Annotated in this window: 17 protein-coding genes; 7 read left to right on the plus strand and 10 right to left on the minus strand. The window is 56.8% G+C overall.

From position 1 onward, the window contains the following. Positions 1–133: 133 nt before the first annotated feature. The 3 genes from ACLGE8_RS01660 to ACLGE8_RS01670 all read left to right on the plus strand — a co-directional run bounded on the left by ACLGE8_RS01660 (position 134) and on the right by ACLGE8_RS01670 (position 4,110). A complete protein-coding gene (locus tag ACLGE8_RS01660; protein WP_410995977.1) occupies positions 134–1,435 on the plus strand; it encodes a uracil/xanthine transporter in 1,302 nt (433 codons plus the stop codon). Positions 1,436–1,675: 240 nt separating this feature from the next. After that, entirely contained in the window at positions 1,676–2,923 is a 1,248-nt protein-coding gene (gene pepT, locus ACLGE8_RS01665) for a peptidase T (RefSeq protein WP_410995978.1), read from the plus strand. After that, on the plus strand, positions 2,920–4,110 hold the full coding sequence (locus ACLGE8_RS01670) for an MFS transporter (protein ID WP_410995979.1): 1,191 nt from the start codon (positions 2,920–2,922) through the stop codon (positions 4,108–4,110). Before pepT ends, ACLGE8_RS01670 begins: the two co-directional genes overlap by 4 nt. 69 nt (positions 4,111–4,179) lie before the next feature. Here ACLGE8_RS01670 and ACLGE8_RS01675 read toward each other — a convergent pair whose 3' ends face one another. Then, positions 4,180–4,386 carry a glycogen synthesis protein GlgS gene (locus ACLGE8_RS01675; protein ID WP_185666118.1) on the minus strand — a complete coding sequence of 69 codons (207 nt, stop codon included), beginning with the start codon at positions 4,384–4,386 and terminating at the stop codon, positions 4,180–4,182. Positions 4,387–4,637: 251 nt separating this feature from the next. Here ACLGE8_RS01675 and ACLGE8_RS01680 point away from each other — a divergent pair, with 251 nt between their 5' ends. Next, positions 4,638–4,778 carry a hypothetical protein gene (locus ACLGE8_RS01680; protein WP_112205122.1) on the plus strand — a complete coding sequence of 47 codons (141 nt, stop codon included), beginning with the start codon at positions 4,638–4,640 and terminating at the stop codon, positions 4,776–4,778. 71 nt (positions 4,779–4,849) lie between these two features. Here ACLGE8_RS01680 and ACLGE8_RS01685 read toward each other — a convergent pair whose 3' ends face one another. Beyond that, on the minus strand, positions 4,850–5,695 hold the full coding sequence (locus ACLGE8_RS01685) for an HAD-IIB family hydrolase (RefSeq protein ID WP_410995980.1): 846 nt from the start codon (positions 5,693–5,695) through the stop codon (positions 4,850–4,852). 91 nt (positions 5,696–5,786) lie between these two features. Further along, positions 5,787–6,662: a LysR family transcriptional regulator gene (locus ACLGE8_RS01690; protein WP_410995981.1), complete on the minus strand. Its 876-nt coding sequence runs from the start codon at positions 6,660–6,662 to the stop codon at positions 5,787–5,789. 103 nt (positions 6,663–6,765) lie between these two features. Between ACLGE8_RS01690 and ACLGE8_RS01695 the strand changes: the two genes are divergently transcribed. Next, complete coding sequence (locus tag ACLGE8_RS01695; RefSeq protein WP_410995982.1) at positions 6,766–7,515, plus strand: metallophosphoesterase family protein; 750 nt, start codon at positions 6,766–6,768, stop codon at positions 7,513–7,515. Here ACLGE8_RS01695 and ACLGE8_RS01700 read toward each other — a convergent pair. From ACLGE8_RS01700 to ACLGE8_RS01730, 7 genes are all read right to left on the minus strand, one after another. Continuing rightward, the gene (locus ACLGE8_RS01700; protein WP_410995983.1) at positions 7,479–8,351 is read right to left on the minus strand and encodes an oxygenase MpaB family protein; all 873 of its coding nucleotides are present in this window, start codon (positions 8,349–8,351) and stop codon (positions 7,479–7,481) included. The genes ACLGE8_RS01695 and ACLGE8_RS01700 overlap by 37 nt on opposite strands. 17 nt (positions 8,352–8,368) lie before the next feature. Further along, a complete protein-coding gene (locus ACLGE8_RS01705; protein WP_410995984.1) occupies positions 8,369–9,244 on the minus strand; it encodes an NAD(P)-dependent oxidoreductase in 876 nt (291 codons plus the stop codon). Between the two features lie 224 nt (positions 9,245–9,468). Then, entirely contained in the window at positions 9,469–10,371 is a 903-nt protein-coding gene (locus tag ACLGE8_RS01710) for a MurR/RpiR family transcriptional regulator (protein ID WP_410995985.1), read from the minus strand. Then, the gene (locus ACLGE8_RS01715; protein WP_410995986.1) at positions 10,368–11,318 is read right to left on the minus strand and encodes an ABC transporter substrate-binding protein; all 951 of its coding nucleotides are present in this window, start codon (positions 11,316–11,318) and stop codon (positions 10,368–10,370) included. The genes ACLGE8_RS01710 and ACLGE8_RS01715 overlap by 4 nt, the downstream gene beginning before the upstream one ends. Positions 11,319–11,326: 8 nt before the next feature. Then, positions 11,327–12,379 carry a FecCD family ABC transporter permease gene (locus tag ACLGE8_RS01720; RefSeq protein WP_410995987.1) on the minus strand — a complete coding sequence of 351 codons (1,053 nt, stop codon included), beginning with the start codon at positions 12,377–12,379 and terminating at the stop codon, positions 11,327–11,329. Further along, on the minus strand, positions 12,376–13,392 hold the full coding sequence (locus ACLGE8_RS01725) for a FecCD family ABC transporter permease (RefSeq protein ID WP_410995988.1): 1,017 nt from the start codon (positions 13,390–13,392) through the stop codon (positions 12,376–12,378). The genes ACLGE8_RS01720 and ACLGE8_RS01725 overlap by 4 nt, the downstream gene beginning before the upstream one ends. Further along, positions 13,392–14,216, minus strand: a complete 825-nt coding sequence (locus ACLGE8_RS01730) for an ABC transporter ATP-binding protein (protein WP_410995989.1) — start codon at positions 14,214–14,216, stop codon at positions 13,392–13,394. Before ACLGE8_RS01730 ends, ACLGE8_RS01725 begins: the two co-directional genes overlap by 1 nt. Positions 14,217–14,731: 515 nt before the next feature. Here ACLGE8_RS01730 and ACLGE8_RS01735 point away from each other — a divergent pair. Next, the gene (locus tag ACLGE8_RS01735) at positions 14,732–16,810 is read left to right on the plus strand and encodes a TonB-dependent siderophore receptor (RefSeq protein ID WP_410996101.1); all 2,079 of its coding nucleotides are present in this window, start codon (positions 14,732–14,734) and stop codon (positions 16,808–16,810) included. Between the two features lie 133 nt (positions 16,811–16,943). Next, positions 16,944–17,903, plus strand: coding sequence for a L,D-transpeptidase family protein (locus ACLGE8_RS01740; protein ID WP_410995990.1), 960 nt, complete (start codon positions 16,944–16,946; stop codon positions 17,901–17,903). Positions 17,904–17,914: the final 11 nt, after the last annotated feature.

The raw sequence follows: 17,914 nt of genomic DNA on the forward strand, positions 1-17,914 counted from the left end.
ATATTCATCACACAAATATTGCATTTCATGCCGATTTTTCGGCATTTCATTCCCGTTTTCAGGCAGTTAATGCCTGAAAAGCCTAACGGGCGACAAAAAGGCCTACAGTAGCGTTTATTTGCAGGTGTGCCCTATGCCGAATTCGCTGTTTCAACGTGAAAATCTGTTGTCCGGTTTTCAATGGTTCTTTTTTATTTTCTGCAACACCGTGGTGGTCCCACCGACGTTGGTTTCCGCTTTCCATCTGCCCGACAGCAGTCTGTTGATGCTGACGCAGTATGCGTTTCTGAGCACCGCTGTCGCCTGTCTGCTGCAGGTCTTTTTCGGCCATCGTCGCGCCATTATGGAAGGGCCAACCGGCCTGTGGTGGGGCACCATTCTGACCATCACCCTCGCGGAAGCCTCTCGCGGCACGGCGCTGAACGACATCGCCAGCAGCCTGGCGGTGGGTATCGCGATCTCTGCGGTTTTGACTATTCTTATCGGCATCAGCGGTCTTGGCAATCGTCTATCGCGGCTGTTTACCCCGACGGTGATGGTCGCCTTTATGCTGCTGCTGGGCGCGCAGCTCACCACCATCTTCTTTAAAGGGATGCTGGGGCTGCCGTTCGGTATCGCCAAATCAACCGTCGGCCTCCAGCTTGGGCCGTTCGCCATTTCGACGGCCATTATGTTCTTTGTGATTGGCCTGATTATCTTCTTACCTGCGCGCATTTCCCGCTATGCCCTGCTGATTGGCACGGTCGTCGGCTGGCTGGTGTGGCGCATCTGTTTCGGCGCGTCGGCGGTCTCCTTCGGTGAACTGCACTGGCAACTGTTCCCGCTGGGCAGTCACGGCACGCTGTCGCCGGGGATTATTCTCACCGCGGTGATCACCGGTCTGGTGAACATCAGCAATACCTACGGCGCCGTGCGCGGTACCGATGTGTTCTACCCGCAGAGCCCCGCTAGCAGTGCGCATTATCGCCGCAGCTTTGTGGTTTCCGGGGTGATTACGCTGGTGACCGTGCCGCTGGCGGTGATTCCGTTTTCACCGTTCGTCTCTTCCGTTGGCCTGTTAACCCAGACCAACGACAGCTCGCGGAAATCCTTTTTCTACGGCGCCCTGCTGTTCCTGCTGGTCGCCATTGCGACCCCGCTAACTCGTTTCTTCTGCTCTATTCCATTAGGCGTCAGCAGCGCGGTGATGCTGGTCTCTTATCTGCCGTTATTATATTCCAGTCTGGTATTTAGCCAGCAGGTGAAATTCACTTCGCGGAATATCTATCGCCTGGCATTGCCCTTATTTATCGGGCTCTTTCTAATGAACCTGCCGCCGGTATATTTACAGGATGTGCCGCTCACCATTCGCCCACTGTTAAGTAATGGCTTATTGATGGGAATTTTGTTGTCCGTATTGTTAGATAATATTATTCCGTGGGATCGCTTTAAATAATTGTTCCAGCCGCTCCCCGAAACTTCGGGGAGCACTTGCGTCTTCCCTCTCATACACCGCTTTACATGCCAGCGCAATGTGCTATTAATAGGTATAGTTGTATGGCAAGCAACTCATTCAAAAACACATAACGCAAGCGTTTCCTGTTGCAGAAGAGAGAACGGTAAGAAGCTTTTTATCCCTTCAAATAAGATGTGAATAAAGTGTTTCTTTACGTAACCAAATAATAGGCAAATCGTAATGAAAAAACGTATTGATAGCGAAAAAATAACTAAAACATTCCTCGAATATACCTTAATTAACACCACCTCTGTTCCCACCAGTCAGAATTTACCGAGTAGTGATAATCAATTTAAACTCGCCCAACACGTCGCCAGCCAATTTGCCCATCATGCGGCAGTGACCGTTGATATAAACCACCACGCTATCACCACCATTACGCTTCCGGCGAATATTGCCAACGCCCCTTCTATTGTCTTCTTCGCGCACCTCGACACCGCGCCGGACCATACTGGCGATACCCATGCCATTCGCGTGAACCAGTATGACGGGAAGGCCATCGTCCTGCCGGGCAGCGGCGAACGCTTCTCACCGGAGAACCACCCGGAGCTGCTGGATTACATCGGCCAGGATCTCATCACCACCGATGGCACCAGCCTGCTGGGTGCCGATGACAAAGCGGCGATCGCCGCCGGTGCTGAAGCGCTGCAGTACCTGATTGCCCACCCGGAAGTGCCGCACGGCGATATTCGTCTGGTGCTGCTGCCGGATGAAGAGATTGGCATTCGCGGAGCGAAAGCGCTGGACGTGCAAGCGCTGAACGCCGACTTCGGTATCTGCCTCGACTGCTGCGGCGTCGGCGAATACGTGATTGAAAACTGGTACGCCGGTAGCGCGCAGATTACGGTTAAAGGCACCACCGCTCACCCGATGAGCGCAAAAGGCAAGCTGGTCAACGCATTATGTATCGCCACGGAAGTGATTACCGCCCTGCCGCCAAAAGAGCGCCCTGAGCACACCGAAGGCCGCGAAGGCTACTACTGGCCGCATAAGCTGACCGGTGATACCGCCAGCGCCACGCTGGATATCGCTATCCGTGATTTCGAAATCGACGGCTATCAGCAGCGTAAATCCACGCTGCAGACAATTGTTGCCGACCTCAAACAACGCTGGGGCGACGAGCGTGTTTCCATCACGCTGAATGATATTTACGACAACGTGAAGCCAAGCCTCGACAAATCACCGGAGATTCTGGAGAACGTTAAACGGGCGATGCATAACCTCGGTATTACGCCAAAACCACTGTTAATGCGCGGTGGCTACGATGGTAGCGTGATCACCCCGAAAGGGCTGCCGACCATCAACATCTTTACCGGCGCGCACAACTTCCATTCGACCAAAGAGTTTTTACCCGTCGAATCCCTGCGTCTGGCCGCTGAAATGCTGCTGGAAATGGTGGAACTAAGCATCGGTGAGGTCCACGCGTGAAAAAGTGGACCATTGAATTCGTGCTTTACGCCGTCTACATGGTATTCGGCGCCGCCTGGGCCACCACCGGCTCGGTGATGCCGCAGATCATGGCAGATTTCAACGTTGACGTGTCGCACGCCGCGCTGATGTCGAACGTGATTCTGTGGGCCAAGATCGTTGGTGCAGTCTGTACCGCGGTGCTGGTTGCGCGTATGGGAACGCGCAAATCGTACCTGCTGGGCTGCATAATGATTGGCGTGTCGGTGTTTATCCCCTTCGTCGATAACTTCACCCTGCTGCTGATAATTCGCTTCCTCGGCGGCCTCGGCGGCGCGGTATGCCTGGTGTCGCTGGTGCCAACGGTGGCCCGCTTCTTCGATAACAAGATGGCGGCAACCCTGAACAGCATCAACTGCACCTCAAACATCATCGGCACTATCATTGCGCTGACGCTGGCGGGCTATCTCTCCACCTTCTTCGGCGGCTGGCGTAACCTGCTGGCGGCCTATGGGGTGATTACCCTGGCGCTGGGCGTGGTGTGGATGCTGTGCTTTACCGACGAAGAGCGCAGCGAGCAGCACGCGGCGAACCTGAGTCGCGAAAGCAAGATGGCGGTGCTGAAAGAGGCAATCTTCAGCCGCATCGTGTGGGGGATGATTGCCCAGTACGCTGGCGCGATGATCATGATGGTGTTTATGTTCACCTTCCTGCCGCTGTACTACACCAAATACGCACATCTGCCGGCAGACTCGCACGCACATTTGAGCGGCACGGTGAACCAGGTGGGGATTATGCTCGGCGCGCTGGTGGGGCCGTACTTTAAAAACCGCGGCTACCACTATAAAAACTGGCTGTTTATCTCCAGCATCTTTATGGCGGTAACGACGTTCGCCATGCTGTTCGCCACCAATGACATCGTGATTCTGGTGTGTTCATTCCTTACCGGTGGGATCTTTGCGACCTGGTTTGCGTTCATCTTCTCGATTCCGAAAGAGGGTCTTAAAAACGCCACCACGCAGACCGTCACCTACGCCATGTCCACCTTCTGGGTCTGCACCTTCCTGCTGGCGACCATCAACAGCCAGCTTATCGGCTGGTCGGTTGACCTGACCGGCGGATTTACCGTGGGCTTTACCTACGTCTTTGCCCTGATGGTGGTTTCACCGATTGTGGCGCTGCTGGTCTTTCCCAAAAAAGCGCGATAATCAGAAACAACAACGGGCACGCTTTGTGCCCGCTTAGCATGAAAAACGGGCCGCCCGGCCCGTTAACGATTAACACACTTCAAGTAGCTGCCGCTTCGCGCTTTCCGCCTGCGTTCGGTAGAATTCATACCGCGCACAGAACCACGTTCTTTGCTGCTCGTTCATATTGCCGGTTACCGCGCAAATATCGACAGGGCGGCCTCGCGACTGCATTTGGGCAAAACTGCGGGCCAAAAAATCAAAGTTCATTAACGCTTGTTGATCCTGTTGTTGCATTGCATATCCCTCCGGTCTGATACTCGTTTTCAAGGCTATATGCTCTACTGTTTCCAGTATTCGCCTGTTATCAGTTACTTTTTGAACACTGCGTGCGCATTCCAGTCGCGCGCCGTCACACTTCAGCGATTCCTTTTTTCTTCACTAACGGATCGTGCTGAATACGTGTACGGGTCCATATGCGGGTACATCAATCAACATTTTTGCAATATACTGTGACAATTGTAGAACAGAGTGGGTACAAGTGAACGATGGAAATTGATCTCGATAATCTGGTCTTTGATGGACTGGAAGAAGCGCAAGAGCGTAACGCAGAACGTCTTGACGATGCGGACAAGAAAGCGCAGGCGATTGTCGCCGACGATGATTGCGGCGATGCCTGCAAAATCTGATAACAGAAACCGGCCTTAAGGCCGGTTTTTTTATGTGGGGTATGGCGACGCCGGGGAACCACCGGCACAATCTACACGCGGAGCCCCTGCTCGCGCTCGATAAATCGCACCACCGAATCCAGCCAGCAATCTTCAATCACTTCCGTCGCCACCGCCTTCGCTTCTGCAATGCCATTTTGCGGTACATAGCAGCGGTCAGCGCTTTTTAGCATCGGTAGGTCATTGTAGTTATCACCAAAGGCCACCACTTCATCTGCGCCCAGGCGTGTTTTCAGGTCCTGCACCGCCGAGTGCTTTGAGGTGGTATCGCTGAGAATATTCATAAAGTAGATATCCTGCTCGGCACGATAAACGTCGCGGTTAAGCAGACTGTGCGCACCGGGAATGGCGTGAACCGACGGCTGCAATGCCTCTAAGGTTTGCTGTTTATCGTAAAGCACATAGTAGAGCGGCAGATACCCTTCAGGTAACGCAGTAAAAGTATCGATACGGAAGATATTGTCACCCAGAAACGGCGCTTTGCTGTTGAGAAAATGCTGGCTCAACTCGGTACGCACTTGGGTATAGAACAGCGCGTACTGGTTACCCTTGATACAGTAGAGAAACCCGTCCTGTGAGTACTCATCAAGGGTCGTTGCCACCTGTTCAATCAACGGTTGTGACAACGTGGAAGCCTGCACGATCGCCTCGCTTTCCATATCGAAGGTCAGCAGCCCGTCACTGAGCACCGCCGGGCAGGTAAAACGCGCCTCGCCGAGCAGCATCGCCACCGAACTCAGCGTTCTACCTGTGGCACAGGTGAACAGTATCCCTGCTTCATCAAAGCGACGCAGTGCCTCACGCGTATAGTCAGAAAACTGGCCTTCGCGGTTCAACAACGTGCCGTCAAGGTCACTGATATAAAGTGTTTTCGTCATGCCAATTCTCCTGATGAATACCTTTTCCATCATAAAGAATTTCATTCGCAAGTCGACAGTAAAAAACATTAAGTGACAACGTCACTTAAAATCAGTTTCCTATCTGCCCTTTCGCGAGCGTCACGAGCTTTTTAATCGCTGCGGTGGGTTCCCGTTTGCGGTACAGCAGCCACAGCACCGATGGGATCTCATCACCGGCAATCTCTCGATAACACACGCCGGGCAGATGGATGGTCTGCGCCATCACCGCCGGAACCACCGCCACGCCGTTACCCAGCGCAACGTTCGCTAGCACTTCGGTCAGCGCCCCGGCCCGTCGGGTGTGTTCAAGAGTAAAGCCGCCTCGTTTCGCCACCTCAACGGTGCCGGAGCGCTGCTCCGGCAAAATAAAGGTTTGCTGGCGAAGGCTTTCCGGCGCAATCGCCGTGGTCTGCGCTAGCGGATGACTATCGCTTAGCGCCAGGCAAAAGTGGTCCTGATGCAGCGCCAGATGGGCCACGTCGGCGGGCAACGCCAGCGGGCCACGAACCAACGCGACGTCCAATTTACCTTCCACTAATTGTGCTGCCATTCCCTCCATCGGCTGCTCGCTAACCTCAACGGCGACGTCGGGGTATTGCTGGCGATAACCATTAAACAGCGAGCTCAGCACCCCGGTCATTAGGGTCGATGACACATATCCCACGCGCAGATACCCTCGATCCCCTCGCGCCGCGCTCTGCACCCTTGCTCTCGCCTGCTCGGCCTGCGAAAGCGTTGCTTGCGCCTCGTCGCACAGAATCTCCCCGGCCTGGGTCAGCTTTACACGCCGCTGGCTACGCACAAACAGCGGTGTACCCAGTTCACGTTCAAGCTGGGCTATCTGCACGGAGAGCGTCGGTACGGCGATACCAAGCGTTTGGGCCGCCGCACCAAAATGCAGGGTGTTAGCGACTTCGAGGAAATAACGCAGATGACGAAGCTCCATGGCTGCTCCATATTGTTAGGTTTTATCTAATAATAACGGCAAGCATCTGAATTGAACAAGCCAGCCAGAACGCCGATGCTATGGGCTATACGAACCCTTTTGGATGACCACCATGCTTTGTCGTTTTGCCATTTTTAGCGATGTCCACGCCAATCTACCGGCGCTTGATGCCGTCCTCGCCGATATTGGCCGCCACGCTATTAGCCAATGCTACTGTCTCGGCGATGTTGTCGATTTCGCGCCCTGGCCGAACGAGGTTATTGCCCGACTGCGTGAGCGGCAGATCCCGGTGCTGCGCGGTAACCACGACCAGCGGGTGGCCTGCGATGAACCGGTAACGACCATGGCGGTGCACAGCCCCGAAGAGCGTGAGGCCAGGGTCGAAGCCATTGCGCTGAGTAAACGGGTGATAACCGAGGAGAACCGCCGCTGGCTGCAAGCGCTTCCGGATTCGTTACGTCTGGACCTGCCGCTGCCGATTTTGTTGGTGCATGCCAGCCCGCGCTCGCTATCGGAATATCTGTATGCCGATACCACCGCCCACACGTTGCTGGCCTTTCCACAATTACACGACATCGATGCGCTGATTTGCGGACATACCCACTTTGCCTGCGTGCGGGAAATCGACAGAGGTACGAGCCGACCGCTGCTGTTCGCCAACCCCGGCGCCGTAGGGCGTATAAAGCCGGGACAGCCGCAGGCCAGCTGGTTGTTAGGGGAAATTCGTGAAGGGAAGTTGACGTTGACGGTCAAAACGGTGCAGTACGATGTGGCGCAGGTGGCGAAGGCCATCCGCGACAGTGAAGTACCGGATTATTATGCCGACGAACTCATGCGCCGCATTGCGCAGTGATAAGCGCCGTTTCGCACCGAACGGCGCAGAACAGCCGCGATGGCATGAACACCGCCTCGCACCAGGCGCTGCTCTAAGGGATTAAGCCGCAAATCCAGCATCTCCTGCGCCCATCCGGGCAGCAGGTCAACGCCCGCTTTCATCAAAATAGCGCCTGCGGGCTGCGCCACGCTTCCCGGTAAATGCGTGGTCATCAGCACGCGAGCCACCTCACGGGTGCGATCATCGCATCTTAGCTGAGGCCGCTTCTGCTCGAGATAGTCCGCCACCGCCTGCGGCGTTTTTGGCACGTTACGTGCGCCCAACCGCTCGGCGATACTCGCGGACTCAATAAAATATTGCGCCTGCCTTGCAGGGCTCACCACCACGCGGCGATAGCGCAGATGGGAAGCCATAAACGAACTGCACTCCGCAACGTGAACCCAGGTCAGCAGATCCGGGTCGCTGGCGGCGTACGGCGTACCGTCGATATCCACCCCACTAACCCGCTCATGAATCGCTTTGACTTTGGCAATCAGGCGCTCGGCATCGGGGACAGTGGCGAAGGTGGTTGCCGAGATAAACTGGCTGGTGCGGCGCAGGCGGCCGAAGATATCTTCCCGAAACGAGGAGTGATCCCACACACCGGCCAGCGCCAGCGGATGCAGCATCTGCAACAGTAACGCGCTGATGCCGCCGCACAGCATGGAGGTGAAATCGCCGTGCACCGGCCAGATAGCCGACTGCGGGCCGAACAGCCCCGGTTCCCCGGCAGGATGCTCAAAGTCGATTTCATTCAGCGCTATACCCGTCAGGCCTAGCACCTGACGTTCAATACGCTGGCGTAGCCACTCCATGCATTTTCTCTCCGAGCTTATGCTTTACGTGCGTTATCAAGCCAGGCGTAAACCGCCGCCAGATCCTGCTCGCCCAACCCACCCTGCGATGCCTGCGTCCACATATCGACGATGTCGGCCATCATCGGCATGGTTCCCTGCGGGGCATTTTCCAGCGCCAGGCGCGCATCTTTGAGCGCATGCTGAAGCTGCATCTGCGGGGTATAATCTTCTTTGCGGATCATCTCCAGTTTACCCTTCACGTACGGCGCAGCCAGCGGCCCGCCTTCCAGCGTTTCCCACAGCTGACCCGGCGTAAAGCCAAACTGTTTGGCAAGCTGCATGCTTTCCGCTACGCCCTGCATCATCGAAATCAGCCAGGCGTTGATCACCAGCTTCATCTTCTGGCTGTTACCCGCGTCGCCGTACCATTGGGTACCGCGAGAAATCGCGTCAAAGACCTGCTGTGCGTCGCCCGCTCGCGATGCATCGCCGCTGGCCATCACCAGAATCTGGGCATTTTCTGCCGGGGCTTTGGTGCCGGAAACCGGCGCATCGAGGTAGAGCATATCGGGGCGAAGTGTTTCTAGCAGCGCGATGGCATCGGCGGTTTCCTGAATGCCGATAGTCCCCATCTGGCAGAAGGTTGCCCCCTGCGGGCAGGATGGCGCGACGGCGCGGATGGCCGCCAGAGTAGCGTCGCCGTCGGTGAGCATGGCGATAATCACCTGCGCTTCGCTTACCGCTTGCGCGGCGGTTTCACGCACCACAAGGCCTGCTGACAGCAGATCGTCACCACGACCCGGTGTACGGTTCCAGCCGTACACCGTGAAGCCTTTTTTGAGCAGGTTGGCAGCAAATGCGTGCCCCATCGCGCCTAAACCCAGTACCGCTACCGCGGGCAGTGCCTTCATGTCTTTCTCCTCAGATGGTCGGTCTTTTAGGTAGCGTGATGATTATTCGGCAGAAAAGCAACTGGTTAATGGTTAAGCGCCCCTCTTATTTGCAACTTTCTGATAACAGTTCCCTGTAGGCCGAATAAGACAACGCCGTCATCAGGCATTCTGCGGGATACTGCCGGATGGCGCTTTGCTTATCCGGCCTACCACTCAAAACGAAGGCATTAGCAACGCTCGCACTACCCCCCTTTCCGCCCCCCAGACTTCCCAATCGCCTTATGCAAATCGTTAATCCGCTTCATCGAACGCAGCGTCCGCTGCGAATGGGTGGAGGCCACCGACAGCACCAACATCTCCAGACACACCATCACCGTACCATGCAGCGGCACCCGACCATTCTCGCCACGCGGGACGTGGACAACTACCTGCGCCATGTCGCTAAAGCGCGAATCGGTAGCCTGCGTCAGCAAAATCGTCGGAATACCCAAACGCTGTGCCTCACGCAGCGTCGTCAGCCCTTCCCGGTGCGGCGATTTTTGCCCCATCATAATCAGCACATCGCCGCGCTGCAGCGCAATAAGCTGCTCGGCGAGACTAAAACCGGTGCGATTGAGCACGCAAGACGGCAGACCAATCCGGCTAAACAGGCGCGCGGTGTATTCCGTCAGAATCCCCGACGCGCCGATACCAAACAGCGCGACCTGACGCGCATCACCGAGCAGCGCCACCGCCTGGGCTATCGCCGCACGGTTGCTGGTGCTGGCCAGCATCTCACAGACTCGCTGGTGCCCTTCCAGCACAAAATCAATGCTGGAATTCACGTCGCTGGTCAACGCCCCGACCGTCGAAGCCATTTTTTCCGACGAGGTGATAGTCGGGCCAAACCAGTGCTGCATGGTCTGCTTCAGATCACGCAGCCCGGCAAAACCGAGCGCCTGGATGGCGCGCACCACGGTGGCATCGGAGGTTTGCGTGGCGGCGGCAATCTCCATCGCCGTGTGGTCGAGCACCGCCTCGCGATTGTCGTCAATCCAGTGCGCGACCGCCAGCAGGCGCGGCGAAAGCTGCGGCGTGCGGCTGCGCAGGCGTTCGCCAAACAGATCGACCCGGCGTTTCTCTTTACGCATCACCGTCTGGCTCATTTCGCTTCCTTAGGCAGTGGACGACCGGCAATCTGCGATTGCACCTCTGCCACCAGCAGGTTTAACGAGGCATAGGAGTTAGAGATAACCTCGTCGCGCGGCAGCAGAATATAATGCCCGGTGCGGCAAGCGCGCATAAAATCGCACCAGCCCGGCATCACTTTTTCCATATCGTTGAGCTCATCCTGCGGTTTGCCTCCGGTGTCCGAGCGCCAGGTAGCGAACAGGAAATCAGCGTCCAGTTCCGGCAATTGTTCAGCACTCACGTCGATGCGCTGACCGTCCGGAATATTTTCAATCATCGGCGGGAAACGGAAGCCTGCATCGCGCAGCACGCGCCCTAACGAATGATAAGAGTGATGTACCGTCACTTTGCCGTTGTTGGCCTGAATCACCGATACGGTGATCTTATTGGTATCAATGGTCTGTTTGAGCTGTTCAATTTGCGTCTGATAGCGGCGCTCAAGAAGGGCCAGCCTCGCCTGTGAGCCGGTCAGTTCGGCAAGCTTGCCGTAGATACGCGGCGCGCTGCCGAGCAGATGGTCAATGCTCACCGTCGGAGCGATTTTCGCCAGTTGTTCAATCGGCACGTTACGGTTGGGTTCGGTAATAATCAGGTCTGGTTTAGCCGCCGCCACCGCTTCGAGGTCGATATCCGCGGTGCCGATAAACTTGATATCGCTGTTGTCAAAATCAACGCCGGTCAGCATCGCGCTGGAGCGTAGATAGTGGCTACCGTCCGGGCGAGTCCTCCCGTGGCTGGCGACCGGCGGCACGCCAAGCTCGATGAGCGGAATGGTAATATCAAGATCGTGCATCGACACAATCCGTTTCGGGTGATCGGGAACCTGAACCACGCGGCCCAGATCGTCGGTAAACGGGTGCGTTTGTGCAAACACCGAAACGCTAAACAGGCACAACGCTGACATCAGCCCACGTAGGATCATCCAGAACCTCACAATGCGTCGCGACGACGCCACAGCAGTAAAATAAAGAAAGGACAGCCAATCAACGAAATGATGATTCCTGCCGGAATTTGTAGCGGCGCAAAGGCCAGTCGCCCGAGAGTGTCGGTGAGCAGCACCAGCAGCGCGCCAATCAAGGCGCTACCGGTCAGCAGCGCCACCTGGCCGCCGCGCGGCATAAAGCGCGCCATATGCGGCGCCATCAGCCCGACAAAACCGAGGCTGCCGACGCAGGAGACGCTCGCCGCCGTCAGCAGCACCGGCGCGAAAAAGCGCAGCAGCGTCAGTCGCGATAACCGCACCCCGAGCCCGTTCGCCACCTGGTTGCCCATCAACGCGACGTCCGCCGCCCTCGCGGTCAGATAGAGAATCAGCACCGCCGGCAGCGCCCATACCACCGCAACCGCCAGCAGTGACCAGGTGGCAGCGTGCAGGCTGCCCGCAAGCCAGGTCATCGCCGTCTGCACATCGCGGATATCGGCCGTGGTGATGAACAGCCCCATCGCCGCCGACAGCGCCCACGACACGCCGATACCAATCAGAATAAAACGCGGGCGCGAGAGATCACGGGCCAGTACGATGACCAGCAGCGCCACCAGCACGCCGCCGAGCATACCGACCAGCGGCCGCCAGGCGAGGCTTACAGCGGGGAAAGCCAGAATTAGGGTCAATACGACCACGCTGGTTCCCTCTTTCACGCCTATCAATCCAGGGTCGGCAAGACCATTGCGGGTAATCGACTGCATTGCCGCACCGGCAAGCCCCAGCATGCCGCCACAGAACAACGCCATCAGCAGTCGGGGTAAACGGATATCGCGCACGATGTACACCTGCTGCGCACTTAACGCCTCTGGCATAAACAGTGCCCGCCCAATAGCGCTAGTGGGAATGGGCAATGAACCTCGGGTGACGCCGAAGACCACTAATAACAAAATCACGGTCATCAGCGCGGCGGAGATTTTCAACAACCGGGGGCGTAGCAGAATACGTAATGGGCCAAGTGCTAAGGGGCGAAAGCCCGCGCGGATAAGCGCTCGCGTCATTTGAAATACCTCACCGCAATCGCAATAAAGACCGGTGCGCCCACCATCGCGGTCATCACCCCAGTCGCCAGTTCCTGTGGCGCCAGCAGCCAGCGGGCGAGAATATCCGCCAGCAACAGCAGCAACGCCCCGGTTGGCAGCGCCAGCAGCAGCCCGGTACGGATATCCTGCCCGGCCCAACGGCGAATAACGTGCGGCACCACCAGCCCGATAAAGCCAATCGGCCCGGCGACCGAGACCGCCGCGCCGCACAACAGCGCAATGGCAATCACCCCCAGCACGCGGGTGCGCACCACCGATACGCCAAGCCCGCTGGCAACCCGGTCGCCGAGGGCCAGGATATTGAGGCGCGACGCGAGCAACGCCGCCATCAGCACGCCCAGCAGCGCAGGCACGCTGGCAATCTGTAGCGTGCCGAGGCTAATACCGGAGAGATCCCCCGCAAGCCAGGTACGCATCGCCTGTAGCGTCTGTTCATCAAGGATCAGAATCGACGCGGTGACCGCCGACGCAAACGCCGACAGCGCTACCCCGCAGAGGGTAATTTTCATCGCCGTTGCGCCGACACGCCCGGCTGAGGCCAGCAACATCACCAGCCCGAAGAGTGCCGCTGCCCCTAAAGCCGCCGCCAGCGGACGGCTCGCACCATAGGAGATCCCCGCTGCAGAGCAGACCACCACCGCCAGCGTCGCCCCGGCGTTAAGGCCGAGAATATGCGGTTCGCCCAGCGGGTTGCGGATCACCGTTTGCAGCAGTAGCCCCGCCGCCCCCAGCGCCGCGCCGGTCAACAGCGCCGCCAGCAGCCGCGTCAGGCGCAGGTTGATGATAATGCGGTGGTCAAAATTGCGCGGGTCGAAGTGCAGCAGCGCGTCAACCACCACGCCGGGGGCAATGGCGCGTGCGCCAAGCCCGAGATGAATAATCGCACCAAGGCACAGCAGGCTGCTAACCAGCAGCAGTGCCCACAGCGGGCGAACCGTTTTTGGCCGTTGGATCAGGCTCTGAGTCGCCATCAGGCAGACTCCGGACGGGCGCAAAACGGCATAAACAGCGGCTTACCGGTTTGCGGGTTAGGCAACATATGTACGTCAACGTCGAAAACCTGTTTGATGACCTCTGCGGTACAGGGCGCGCTGTCGTCCACGATGCTGGCAATCTTCCCCTGTTTCATAAAAATCAGCGTATCGGCGTAGTTCACCGCGAAATTGAGGTCATGCAGCACGGTCACTACGGTGCGCCCATGCTCACGGGTGAGTTGCTGGAGCAGTTCGAGGATCTCCACCTGATAGCGTAAATCAAGCCAGGTAGTGGGTTCATCCAGCAGAATGGTGGCGGTTTGCTGCGCCAGCGCCATGGCAATCCAGCAGCGCTGGCGCTGGCCGCCAGAGAGGCTGTCGACCGGCAGATGCGCAAATTCTAACGTGCCGGTCAGGCGCAGCGCCGTCTCTACCGCCTGTTCATCGTCCGCCGACCATTGGCGAATCAGCCCCTGCCACGGGTAACGCCCGCGCGAAACCAGTTCAAAGACGGTCAGCCCTTCCGGCGTCAACGGTGACTGTGGCAGCAGGCCGAGCTGGCGCGCCACCTGTTTCGTTGGCTGTTGGTGAATATCGTGGCCATCCAGGCGCACGCAGCCGCCCAGCGGTTTGAGCATCCGCGCCATGGTGTTGAGTAAGGTGGATTTACCGGAACCGTTGGCGCCCGCCAGCACCGTCATCTTGCCGACGGGGATGGTCAGGTTGATGTTATCAACGATGCGCTGGTTGCCGTAGCCGGCGCAAAGGGACTCCAGCACTATCCCGCGTTCCTGAGGGGCATTTTGTTGCCGCTGTGGCATGTTTCTTTCTCTCCGGCCGCAACGACGTGGTATCGTTCTGCACTTTAAATAAATCTCATTCTCTTTTGATCATGCAATGCCGTAATGTAGTAGTCAATAGCGCTACATTACCACTTCATTTCATAAGGAATAGGTTACGAAGCGCGATTTTCACACCTAATAAAAACCAATAAACATAATTACATTCAATAAATTATGAATAACACCTCTGTTTTACAACCTCGTATTTCGGCTCATTTTGAGTCGCCGATAAATTTATTGCCGATTGGATTTACTACTACATTTTTGCATGTTTGAATGATTCTCAATTACATATCCTGAACATCCTGGCTTGGTGTGAATGGGTAATTTTGGCTTTTCAGGGCAATGATTTTTATCAATTTTGACTGCCATCCTTCGGCAGTTTTTTTATGGGAAACAGAGAGATGACACAGTTATTCCCGACGTTCACGGGAAAATCCGGACGCGCACTTTTTTCACTGGTTTTTCTGGGGGCGGTCGGCTCTCCTTCGCTGATGGCGGCAGAAAATACCCCGAGCGGCGATAGCGCGAAAAAAGAAGAAGCGATGACGGTTGTAGGCACCGCGCAGGCAGATCAGACGGTTACCGAAGGGTATCAGCCCATCAGCAGCTCCACCGCCACCCTCACCTCCATGCCGCTGCTCGATATTCCGCAGGTGGTCAACACGGTGAGTGACAAAGTGCTGGAGGACCAGCACGCCACTTCGCTTGACGAGGCGCTGTATAACGTCGCCAACGTGGTGCAAACCAACACCCTGGGCGGCACCCAGGACGCCTTTACCCGTCGTGGCTTTGGCGCTAACCGCGACGGTTCGATCATGACCAACGGCCTGCGCACCGTGCTGCCGCGCAGCTTTAACGCCGCGACCTCTCGCGTGGAAGTGTTGAAAGGCCCGGCCTCTACTTTGTACGGGATTCTGGACCCGGGAGGCCTGATTAACGTCGTCACCAAGCGCCCGGAACGCACCTTCTCCGGCGATATTTCCGCCACCTCCAGCAGCTTTGGCGGCGGCACCGGGCAAATCGACGTGACCGGTCCCATTGAAGGCACCCGTCTGGCGTATCGCCTGATTGGTGAATACCAGAACGAAGATTACTGGCGCAACTTCGGCAAAGAGCGCAGCAGCTTTATTGCCCCTTCCCTGACATGGTTTGGCAACGATGCTACGGTAAACCTCTCCTGGTCACACCGTAACTACAATACCCCGTTCGACCGTGGCACCATTTTCGACCTTGATACCGGGCATGCGGTGAACGTTTCGAGCAAAGAGCGTTTTGACGAACCATTCAATATTACCGACGGTAATTCCGATCTGGCGCAGCTTAATGCGGAATACCGCCTGAACAGCCAGTGGACCGCGCGCTTCGACTACAGCTTTAGCCAGGACATGTACAGCGATAACCAGGCGCGCGTGATGGCTTATGATGCGAAGACCGGCAACCTGACCCGACGCGTCGACGCAACCCAGGGCTCTACCCAGCGTATGCACTCCACGCGCGCAGATTTACAGGGCAACGTCGTCATTGGTGGCTTCTATAACGAAATGCTCACCGGTATTGCCTACGAGAATTATGACCTGCTGCGTACCGATATGATTCGCTGCAAAAACGTCAAAAATGGCTTTAACATTTATGACCCGGTTTACGGTTCGCTGAGTAAATGCACCAGCGTTTCTGCGGCCGACAGCGACCAGCGCATTCAGCAGGAAACCTATGCCACCTACGTGCAGGACGCGCTGTACCTGACCGATAAATGGATTGCCGTCGCCGGGGCACGCTACCAGTATTACACCCAGTATGCGGGTAAAGGCCGCCCGTTTAATGCCAACACCGATAGTCAGGATGAGAAGCTGACGCCGAAGTTCGGGATGGTTTATAAGCTGACGCCAAACGTCTCGCTGTTCGGTAACGTGGCGCAGTCGTTTATGCCGCAGTCCTCCATTGCTAGCTACATCGGCGACCTGCCGCCGGAAGAGTCAACGGCGTATGAAATGGGCGCCAAGTTTGATCTGTTCAACGGCGTAACGTCGAATATCACCTTCTTCGATATTCATAAACGCAACGTGCTGTATACCGAGACCATCGGTGACGAAACCTACGCTAAAACGGCGGGGAAAGTGCGTTCACGCGGGATTGAAGTGGATGTGGCGGGCTCGCTGACTGACAACCTGAACGTGATTGCCAGCTACGGTTATACCGATGCGAAGGTGCTTGATGACCCTGATTATGCTGGTAAACCGCTGCCAAACGTCCCTCGCCATACCGGCTCACTGTTCCTGACCTATGACATTAATAACGTCTATGACAGCAACACACTGACCCTAGGCGGCGGCGGCCACGCCCTGAGTCGTCGTTCAGGCACCAACGGCGCGGATTACTACCTGCCGGGCTACGCAGTGGCCGATGTCTTTGCGGCCTATAAGATGAAGCTGCAGTATCCAGTCACGCTGCAACTGAACGTCAAAAACCTGTTCGATAAGACCTACTACACCTCGTCTATCGCCAGCAACAACCTGGGCAACCAAATTGGCGACCCGCGCGAAGTGCAGTTCACGGTAAAAATGTCCTTCTAACCGCCAGCGGCCCCACTTGCGGGGCCGCCTTTACATACTCTTTCAAACCCTTAGTACTTCCCTACAGTTCCCTTCCGCATAATAGTCGCTTTAACTTTTAAGCAACATATTGTGACTTTGAGGGATTAGAGTAATGAAACAAACTCTGCAACTTTCACGCTGGCTACTGGGATTACTTCTCGTCGCCAGCGTTGCGCTGCCCGTAAGCGCCAACAGCTGGCCGCTACCGCCGCCCGGCAGCCGTCTGGTCGGCGAAAACCGTTTCCACGTCGTCGAGAATAACGGCGGTTCGCTGGAGTCTATCGCCAAAAAATACAACGTCGGTTTCCTCGCACTGCTTCAGGCTAACCCAGGGGTTGACCCTTACGTGCCCCGCGCCGGTAGCGTACTGACCATTCCGCTGCAAACGCTGCTGCCGGACGTACCGCGCGAAGGCATCGTGCTGAATCTGGCCGAACTGCGTCTCTACTATTACCCGCCGGGTAAAAATACGGTCACCGTCTACCCTATCGGTATCGGTCAGTTAGGCGGCACCACGGTGACGCCAACCATGGTCACCACCGTCTCCGATAAACGCGCCAACCCAACCTGGACGCCAACGGCCAATATCCGCGCCCGCTACAAAGCCCAGGGGATCGATCTACCTGCGGTGATGCCAGCCGGGCCAGATAACCCTATGGGCCACCACGCCATTCGCCTCGCGGCGTACGGCGGCGTGTATCTGCTGCACGGCACCAACGCCGATTTTGGTATCGGTATGCGCGTTAGTTCCGGCTGTATTCGTCTGCGCGACGGCGATATCAAAGCGCTGTTTGACCAGGTGACGCCGGGCACCAAAGTGACCATCATCAACACGCCAATCAAAGCGTCGGTCGAGCCAAACGGCGTACGCCTGGTGGAGGTTCACCAGCCGCTGTCCGAACATATTGATGACGATCCGCAGACGTTGCCTATCGTGTTAAACGCCAGCATGCAGGCGTTCAGCCAGAATGCAAATACCGACGCGGCGCTGATGAACAAAGTGATGGACGTACGCTCCGGGATGCCGGTTGATGTCACCCGTCACCACGACATCGCACAGCAAAATATGTAGCAGAACCATTA

It is taken from the genome of Kluyvera sp. 142486, from assembly GCF_046569695.1.
Taxonomy (GTDB): Bacteria; Pseudomonadota; Gammaproteobacteria; order Enterobacterales; family Enterobacteriaceae; genus Kluyvera.

Bases quoted from the DNA above. Each gene is read 5' to 3' on its own strand.
- ACLGE8_RS01675 (WP_185666118.1), bottom strand. From the start codon at position 4,386: ATGCAACAACAGGATCAACAAGCGTTAATGAACTTTGATTTTTTGGCC.
- ACLGE8_RS01690 (WP_410995981.1), bottom strand. From the start codon at position 6,662: ATGGAGCTTCGTCATCTGCGTTATTTCCTCGAAGTCGCTAACACCCTG.
- ACLGE8_RS01710 (WP_410995985.1), bottom strand. From the start codon at position 10,371: ATGAGCCAGACGGTGATGCGTAAAGAGAAACGCCGGGTCGATCTGTTT.
- ACLGE8_RS01735 (WP_410996101.1), top strand. From the start codon at position 14,732: ATGGCGGCAGAAAATACCCCGAGCGGCGATAGCGCGAAAAAAGAAGAA.
- ACLGE8_RS01660 (WP_410995977.1), top strand. From the start codon at position 134: ATGCCGAATTCGCTGTTTCAACGTGAAAATCTGTTGTCCGGTTTTCAA.
- ACLGE8_RS01715 (WP_410995986.1), bottom strand. From the start codon at position 11,318: ATGATCCTACGTGGGCTGATGTCAGCGTTGTGCCTGTTTAGCGTTTCG.
- ACLGE8_RS01685 (WP_410995980.1), bottom strand. From the start codon at position 5,695: ATGACGAAAACACTTTATATCAGTGACCTTGACGGCACGTTGTTGAAC.
- pepT (WP_410995978.1), top strand. From the start codon at position 1,676: ATGAAAAAACGTATTGATAGCGAAAAAATAACTAAAACATTCCTCGAA.
- ACLGE8_RS01695 (WP_410995982.1), top strand. From the start codon at position 6,766: ATGACCACCATGCTTTGTCGTTTTGCCATTTTTAGCGATGTCCACGCC.
- ACLGE8_RS01740 (WP_410995990.1), top strand. From the start codon at position 16,944: ATGAAACAAACTCTGCAACTTTCACGCTGGCTACTGGGATTACTTCTC.
- ACLGE8_RS01700 (WP_410995983.1), bottom strand. From the start codon at position 8,351: ATGGAGTGGCTACGCCAGCGTATTGAACGTCAGGTGCTAGGCCTGACG.
- ACLGE8_RS01680 (WP_112205122.1), top strand. From the start codon at position 4,638: ATGGAAATTGATCTCGATAATCTGGTCTTTGATGGACTGGAAGAAGCG.
- ACLGE8_RS01730 (WP_410995989.1), bottom strand. From the start codon at position 14,216: ATGCCACAGCGGCAACAAAATGCCCCTCAGGAACGCGGGATAGTGCTG.
- ACLGE8_RS01705 (WP_410995984.1), bottom strand. From the start codon at position 9,244: ATGAAGGCACTGCCCGCGGTAGCGGTACTGGGTTTAGGCGCGATGGGG.
- ACLGE8_RS01725 (WP_410995988.1), bottom strand. From the start codon at position 13,392: ATGGCGACTCAGAGCCTGATCCAACGGCCAAAAACGGTTCGCCCGCTG.
- ACLGE8_RS01720 (WP_410995987.1), bottom strand. From the start codon at position 12,379: ATGACGCGAGCGCTTATCCGCGCGGGCTTTCGCCCCTTAGCACTTGGC.